Origin of the sequence: Nostoc sp. (assembly GCF_036917755.1) — a bacterium.
In the GTDB taxonomy this organism is placed as follows: Bacteria; Cyanobacteriota; Cyanobacteriia; order Cyanobacteriales; family Nostocaceae; genus Nostoc.
The window spans coordinates 120,939-128,762 of the sequence record NZ_JBALFC010000036.1; the positions used below are offsets into that span (position 1 = coordinate 120,939).

Here is a 7,824-nt window from a genome sequence, read left to right on the forward strand (position 1 = left end):
TGACAATAGTCTCAGCCTGTTTATCGATGTTCCGCGTCCAGTCTAAATCTACATAGTTCAATAGTAAGGAGCTTGTATTCATGGCGGCGTTTCTGAAACCTGTGGGATTGATTTTTGCCTTGCTAACTGTTATCGCTGTGTTGATTGTCATTCCAGCCGCACAGTTTAGAATCGTAGGAGACTGGAGAGTAGTCTTTTTATCAATCAGCTATTTCATTTTCTTCCTGGGAACAATTTGGCGAGTTATTCGGTATGGTCAGCTAGGGAGTCGTCAAGAAGACCGCCAAGTTCAAGCCACTTCTGGGCGCGTAGCCTCGCTGATTATAGTTGTTGGGTTACTGGGCGTACACTGGCTAACGCTATACACCTTTTCACTTCAAGACCAGGCATTGAATACAAGCGTTAATCAATGCTTAACTGTAATTGCCATTGCCTTAGTTTGTGCTGCAATTTTTGTTAGTCAGGTTGCGATTAAAACCTTAGGCAAATTCTTTGACCGTCTTATAATTAAATCAGATCATCAGTTAGTTGCTGACGGTATCTACAGTTTAATTAGACACCCTATCTATACGAGTTACATTCTTCTATTTCTTGGATTTTGCGTCATGTTGCAGAGTTTATGGGGTTTAAGTCTGTTGTTAACGGTCTGTGTGGTTTGGTTTGGTAATCGGATTGCAATTGAAGAGCAGATGTTAGAAGAGCGATTCGGCGAGGAATATCAATCGTATTGTCAGCAAACCAAGCGCTTATTTCCATACGTCTATTAGCACCTGCTGCATAACACTGCGCTGAACCGGAACAAAGCATAAGTTATCGTTAATTTTTTCTTTAATAGCACTGCAATACGCAAAAAGACGTAAGTATAATTCATGGATTGTACTTACAAAGAAAGGCAGAGGGCAGACGGCTTTTATGAAAGAAGTATTAATAAAAACTTTAGTTGTGGGTTATTGCCCAAAGCGTATAAAAAGATTTGTGTCGAGCGGAAAGTGCCACGAGACACAAGGGAGCCAGTGCGGTCTTGGGCTTTGCCCAAGTGGAGCATCTGGCGTCGTCCTTACTTCAATCCCACGTTTTTAAACGTGGGTTCCATAAGTGCCTTCTGCAAGAACTGCCTTCTGCCTTCTGAAGTCTTTTTTACTCTTACAGCAGATTTCAGGTTGGTGAAGTACACAAGCTAAGTCTCAAAGTCAGGTATAAAGCCTGTTTTACTTCTGAATTCTGACTCCTTAATTCTGAATTCTGCTGTATGTCTAATGAACTGTCCCTCTCAATGATTCAGCATCAAGGGGTTTGATTAGGTAAGTCTGCAATAGATGCCCAACAATGGAGGCTATCAAGGGTAATTTTTGGCAGAATTTGACAATTGGTAAGCGATCGCTGCTATTAATCTCTGCTATTTTCAGATTAAAGTCAGAACACTGCTCTAACCGTCGGAAAAACTCTGGGTGATTTGTATTCAAAATCAGAGGAAATGCCCGTGCAGCAGTGTTATTCGTCTCTTCAATGACTCTGGTATTATATTCGCGCGGATCTATCCCAATGGATTGATAAAACGTAGCGCGTTCAAATACTGTCAATGTGTGAGTAGCAAAAACACTCAGCAAAAAGAAACGCACCCACAATCTAGCTCTCCAATTGTTCCATAGTTGAGGTTGCGATCGCAGCAGCGCGTTAAAGAAATCTCCATGTCGATTTTCATCCTGACACCAACTCTCAAACTTGCGAAACAGTGGATAAATTTGGTGTTCTGGATGTTTTTCCATGTGGCGATACACCAAGATGTAACGCCAGTAGCCAATTTTCTCCGATAGGTAGACTGTATAAATAATCCACTCTGGCGGAAAGAAGGTATAAGTGCGATTTTTGGTTAAATAACTTAAGTCAAGGGAAAGATTAAAATCTGCCATTGACTTATTCAAAAATCCCGCATGGCGTGCTTCATCCCGTGCCATAAAATTAAAGGCTTCTGCCAGAATGGGATTGCGGTTTTTCAGACGACGCGATAATTCTTTGAACAGCAGAAATCCCGAAAACTCTGAAGTGCAAGAACGTTCTAAAAAGTCAATAAAAGCGACGCGTGTTTCTCCGTCAATGTGATTCCAACACTGTTTAAATTCTTCATCACGTACAAAGTGATCGCGGTTATAGTCTGCTCGTAACTCCTCTACAATTGCCAGTAACTCCGCTTCCTGCGCCGAAATATCCAACTGCGCCGCAGCTTCAAAGTCAGTGGTGTAAAACCGGGGTGTTAATAATGTTTCCTGAACAGGCGCTTTTACACCTGACTTCAGCAACTCAGGTTCGGGGGTTTCCAGAGACTTAACCATGAGAATCCTTTGATTATTTTATGCCTCAAAATTTATATAACCATAAATAGGTGCTTGAGGACATCAGTTAAATTATTAAAAGTAAATTGTGAGAAATAAGCTTACCGCCTAAGCTAGACTTTATGCATAATTTGTACATAATTAAACACACATAATTACTTTTGCTAGATACAAATACCTTAACGATGAATATTCAAAAGATTTTACGTGACCGACGAATTATTCACTCTGATCCAGAGATCATGAGCGGAACTCTAGTCTTTGTTGGAACGAGAGTTCCGTTACAAACATTTTTCGATTACCCTGAAGGTGAAGCAGGTTTAGCCGAATTCTTAGAAGATTTCCCACATTTGCAGACTCAGGTATTGCTAGTTTTGGAAGTGATTGCAAAAGCAGCCCAGATTACCTACTACCATTAATTATTCATATTAACGGCTTACTGCAATCTTTAATTCCTGGCTCAGTTACATTGATTTACGATGCAGGAAAAGTTACAAATTTCAACCTTGGTACTGGTTAGAAATAGAAATTGTGTATTCAGACTCCTGGCTCGTCAAACAATAAATAAATATTAATAACTTAATAGTTATGCAAATATTAATAGTTAAATAATCTTAGGAGAAATAAAAATAGCTGGGATTTGCATCGGCAGTGGTACTTGCTGGATATAGTGATGCAGATCCTCTCTAAACCTAGAATAACAATTTTTTAGCTGGCCCTGGCAGGCATCCTGAGTCGGTGACTGCCCAGAAACCTTGCGCTTGAACATGAAGGAAGCAACAATGAGTAGCAATCTAGCCATCAAACTGCGCTCTGGAACTCAACAAGCCCACACATCGGCGGAAAATGTGGGATTTATGAAATGTTTTCTGCAAGGGGTTGTGGATAGAGACTGCTTTGCCAAGTTCTTAAGCAACTTGTATTACGTCTACAGCGAACTAGAAGCGGCATTAGAAAGCCATGTCGAGCATCCTGTGATTAGTGCAGTTTATTTTCCCGAACTTAATCGCCAATCCTCGCTCGAAAAAGACATGGTGTTCTATTATGGGGATAATTGGAGACAGCAAGTTACACCCTCGCCTGCTGCCCAGACCTACATTGACCGCATTCGGGAAATTTCTGTTCGTGAACCAGCCTTATTGCTAGGTCATGCCTACACTCGCTACATGGGCGATCTTTCTGGGGGTCAAATGCTACAAAAAGTTGCTCAGTCAGCCCTGAAGCTTTCTGGCTATGAAGGCACGTCCTTTTACAATTTTGAGCAAATTCCTGATAAAAAGGCATTTAAGGATAAGTATCGTCAGGCATTAAATGCATTACCCATCGATGATGCAACAGCAGAACGGATTATTGCAGAAGCTAATAACGCCTTTAGGTTCAATTTACAGATGGCTCAAGAATTAGAGGGAAGTTTAATTAAAGCGCTCGGTCAAGTCCTGTTTAATAGCCTAACTCGTTCCCAGAATTCAGGTAGCACTGAAGTAGCTTAGTCATTTGTCATTTGTCATTTGTCATTTGCTCCCTCATCCCCCTCATCTCCCTCATCCCCCTCATCTCCCTCATCTCCCTCACTCCCCACTCCCCACTCCCCACTCCCCACTCCCCCATACATTCATTGGAAAGCAACTCAATGGTTTTTCTATTACCTGGTGTCAAGTTTGATCTGGATCTGATTCAAAAGTACGACACTCGCGCACCTAGATATACCAGTTACCCGCCCGCTACAGAGTTAAGCGAAACATTCACCAAAACTGATTTTAAGGCCGCGATCGCAGCATCGAATCAACGCAAAACTCCTATGAGTTTATATTTCCACATCCCATTTTGCCAAAGTGCTTGCTACTTCTGCGGCTGTAATACGGTAATTTCCAACAATAAGAATATTGCTAAACCTTACCTGGAGTCTTTAGTTCAAGACATCAAAAACACCGCAGCTTTAATCGATCCAGATAGAAAAGTGCTGCAAATTCACTGGGGAGGGGGTACTCCTAATTACTTGGATCTTGATCAAGTAGAATTTTTATGGAAAAACATCAATCGCTATTTCAACATCGCTCCAGAAGCAGAAATCTCAATTGAAATTAATCCCCGTTATATCGATAAAAACTACATTTTCTCTCTGAGACAGATCGGATTTAACCGGATTAGTTTTGGCATTCAGGATTTTAATCGCCAAGTTCAAGTAGCTGTAAATCGTGTCCAGCCAGAAGAAATGCTATTTGATGTCATGAGTTGGATCAAAGAAGCTAAGTTTGAAAGTGTGAATGTAGACCTAATTTATGGTTTACCTTATCAAACCCGCGAGACATTTCAAGAGACGCTGAAAAAGACTATTGAATTAGATCCTGATCGAATTGTTGTTTTTAACTTTGCCTATGTACCTTGGCTCAAACCTACACAAAAAAATATTCCTCAAGAGGCGCTACCCCCAGCAGAGGAAAAGTTAGAGATTCTGAAAATGACCATTGAAGAATTGACAAATAACCAATATCTATTTATTGGGATGGATCATTTTGCTAAAACTAATGACGAACTAGCGATCGCTCAACGTAATGGCACTCTCAAACGCAATTTCCAGGGCTACACTACCCACGCTGAAACAGAACTCTTTGGTTTTGGCGCTACATCCATCAGTATGCTAGAAGATGCTTATGCTCAAAACCACAAGGAATTAAAGGATTATTATCAGACAGTTGCAGTCGGTGCTTTACCTGTTAGTAAAGGTATCAAGCTTACTCAGAATGACATCATCAGACGGGATGTGATCATGGGCATTATGTCTCACTTTCAGCTTCATAAGCAAGACATTGAAAACAAATATCATATCAGTTTTGATGAATATTTCTCTGAGGAACTAGAGGCGTTAAAACCACTAGAAGTCGATGGTTTGGTTAGTTTATCAAAAAATAAGATCCAGATTACAGACATCGGTAGATTACTAGTCAGAAATATTGCCGTTATATTTGATACTCATACAAGAATGCGAGAGACAAAATTCTCCCGCGCTATTTGATATCACTTCTGCAAATGTTGGCTAGATGTTATCCCCTCAATCTACCTTGAAAATAACGGTTGAGGGGATTTAAACAATTACGAATTACTTTAACGCATCTCCAAAAAGTTAGATAACATTTTCCATCTTCAGATAGATATAAAAAACATATATTTGATAATTCCTGATTTATCTGGTAAAACTTTCGTTTAACATTTTTATGCTAGAAATGCCAATATTCCTCCAAATCTTGATGTAAACTTTTTTGTCTAACTTTTGGATTTAGCATTTATCCCATGTGGTAGAAAGAATTTTGAATCAGAGTTGATAACTTAGATACAAGTGAGATTGTTGAGGCAGTTATGAGTATTATTGCTTGGATAGTTTTAGGACTTTTGGCAGGTGCGATCGCTAAAGCTATTTATCCTGGCTATCAAGGTGGTGGAATTCTCTCCACAATGATTTTAGGTATCATTGGTGCTTTCGTCGGTGGAAGTCTGTTTACCCTACTGCGAACAGGAACTCTGCAAATTACTGCGGCTGGCGCTGGTTTAACTCTTCCTGGTATTTTAGTGGCTGTGCTTGGTGCAATTGTTGCTATTTATCTATGGGGATTAATCAGAAGAAACAGCAACATCTAATCGCTGATTGCTGTATTTTATTGGTCTTCTAGTTTACCAGATTGAGAAGCTATCAAACATCAAATTAGCTCTATCTGGAAAATACTTGCAGACAAGTCGATCCCTTCTGTAACAAACATCAAATTTTTGGAAGTGTAAATCTATGTTTTTTCACAAGAAAGACCCTATTCATGCAGTTAACGTTAGTGAAGCAAATCCTCGTTTTGCTCAGTTACTTCTAGAGCAGTTTGGCGGAGCTACTGGAGAACTTAGTGCAGCTTTGCAATATTGGGTTCAATCATTCCATGTAGAAAATGCTGGAATTAAAGATATGCTCCAAGATATTGCGATCGAGGAATTCGGCCATTTAGAAATGGTTGGTAAACTCATTGAAGCTCATACGAAAAATGTGGATCAAACAGAGGCTTATAAGAGTACTCTCTTTGCAGTTCGAGGGGCTGGACCTCATTTTCTAGATAGCCAGGGTAGTGCTTGGACTGCAAGTTACTTGAATGAAGGTGGAGATGTAGTGCGTGATTTAAGAGCTAATATTGCAGCTGAAGCTGGCGCTCGTCAGACTTACGAGGCATTGATCAAATTAGCAACCGACTCAGGAACTCAAGAGACTTTAGTGCATCTGTTAACACGAGAAATTTCTCATACTCAGATGTTTATGAAAGCTCTAGATTCACTGGGTAAGTTGACAGATCCATTCTTTGGTAACATTAAGCCAGATGAAACTGTTGCTCTCTACTACAACCTATCTACAAACGGTGATGGTAAAGATGAGCGTGGCCCTTGGAATTCTGAGCCAACATTCAAATATATTGCTAATCCGCTAGAAAGTCACTCTTAATTCCATAGATTGATTTGAAGCAAAGAGATTTTTGGTAGATTCTGGAAAACTCCCAATTATCCGGTGGGAAAATAGCCCACTTTGTTTAGCAATTGTTGGGCTGTTTAGCTACATCTCGTGAACAAAAAGATTCCCGACTTCTTAAAAAAAGTCGGGAATTTCATCTGAGTATTTGGGTATTACACTCAATTGAAAATAGCTATAGCTTTTTTCAGCTAAATAGACCACGCAGGGGCACAGCAATGCTCATTGGTGTCAACTTAACGTGAAAGCCAGCCTAGAAACAGCATTTAGCAGATTATCTCGTTATCTCGAAAAGAAGTCTCCGAGTGGGAATGCCCCTCATTGAGACTCCGCCTCCGTAACTTGCGGCAGAGACACCAGGAGCTACATTTCCAGCAAGAAGCTGGAAACGAGATTTTAAATCAGTTTTGGCTTAAGTTGACACGCATGAGCTTTTTCTGTGCGCCTACGACAGATGTGGTTCAAATAAATAAAAATTGTTGTAAGTTGTCGCCGCCATATTAAAGCCCCCAGATGGGGGCTTTTTGGTATTAGAAAATTTTCTCCAGCATTCACTCTAGAAATTTGCTCACCCATACTTGCAAATTTTCTCAAAGGCAAAAAAGACAAAGGTTAGGACTAGAGTGTATTTTCAAACTACAATCACAAAAAAATCTAAGCGATCGCTAGCATAGCTGTATAATTTATGGCAAATTTTTCATATCGGCTAGGAATACGCCAAAATTGCTTGAGCCGATTGTTCGCAAGTTTTTCAGGATATAACGAGTTTGAAAACACGCCCTACTTGCCCTCTCCTAACTGCTAAATACGCACCTAAGTCAGGTATAATTACAGATGATTTTATATAAGTAGTATTGCTATAAATAAGATGTTTAACAAAATCTCAAAAATAAGTTTTTTGTGCATTTTAGGACTTACGCAACTGGCACAGCGCGATCGTAATCTAATAGTACAAGAGTATTACAAAGAGAGAATTTCTGTCATCGGCTCTTGCTCGAATTA

General features: G+C 40.0%; 7 protein-coding genes. 6 read left to right on the forward strand and 1 reads right to left on the reverse strand.

Annotation, left to right across the window (positions count from 1 at the left end):
• Positions 1-80 precede the first annotated feature (80 nt).
• Positions 81-767, forward strand: coding sequence for a methyltransferase family protein (locus V7L05_RS10095; protein WP_335164026.1), 687 nt, complete (start codon positions 81-83; stop codon positions 765-767).
• 486 nt (positions 768-1,253) lie between these two features.
• Here V7L05_RS10095 and acsF read toward each other — a convergent pair whose 3' ends face one another.
• Complete coding sequence (acsF, locus tag V7L05_RS10100) at positions 1,254-2,330, reverse strand: magnesium-protoporphyrin IX monomethyl ester (oxidative) cyclase (protein WP_335164027.1); 1,077 nt, start codon at positions 2,328-2,330, stop codon at positions 1,254-1,256.
• Positions 2,331-2,515: 185 nt separating this feature from the next.
• Here acsF and V7L05_RS10105 point away from each other — a divergent pair, with 185 nt between their 5' ends.
• From V7L05_RS10105 to V7L05_RS10125, 5 genes are all read left to right on the forward strand, one after another.
• Positions 2,516-2,749 carry a DUF433 domain-containing protein gene (locus V7L05_RS10105; protein WP_335164036.1) on the forward strand — a complete coding sequence of 78 codons (234 nt, stop codon included), beginning with the start codon at positions 2,516-2,518 and terminating at the stop codon, positions 2,747-2,749.
• A 363-nt stretch (positions 2,750-3,112) separates the two neighbouring features.
• Entirely contained in the window at positions 3,113-3,820 is a 708-nt protein-coding gene (locus V7L05_RS10110) for a biliverdin-producing heme oxygenase (protein WP_335164028.1), read from the forward strand.
• Positions 3,821-3,960: 140 nt separating this feature from the next.
• The gene (hemN, locus tag V7L05_RS10115; RefSeq protein WP_335164029.1) at positions 3,961-5,343 is read left to right on the forward strand and encodes an oxygen-independent coproporphyrinogen III oxidase; all 1,383 of its coding nucleotides are present in this window, start codon (positions 3,961-3,963) and stop codon (positions 5,341-5,343) included.
• A gap of 341 nt (positions 5,344-5,684) precedes the next feature.
• On the forward strand, positions 5,685-5,963 hold the full coding sequence (locus V7L05_RS10120) for a GlsB/YeaQ/YmgE family stress response membrane protein (RefSeq protein ID WP_334951493.1): 279 nt from the start codon (positions 5,685-5,687) through the stop codon (positions 5,961-5,963).
• A 142-nt stretch (positions 5,964-6,105) separates the two neighbouring features.
• Positions 6,106-6,798: a manganese catalase family protein gene (locus V7L05_RS10125; RefSeq protein WP_335164030.1), complete on the forward strand. Its 693-nt coding sequence runs from the start codon at positions 6,106-6,108 to the stop codon at positions 6,796-6,798.
• Positions 6,799-7,824: the final 1,026 nt, after the last annotated feature.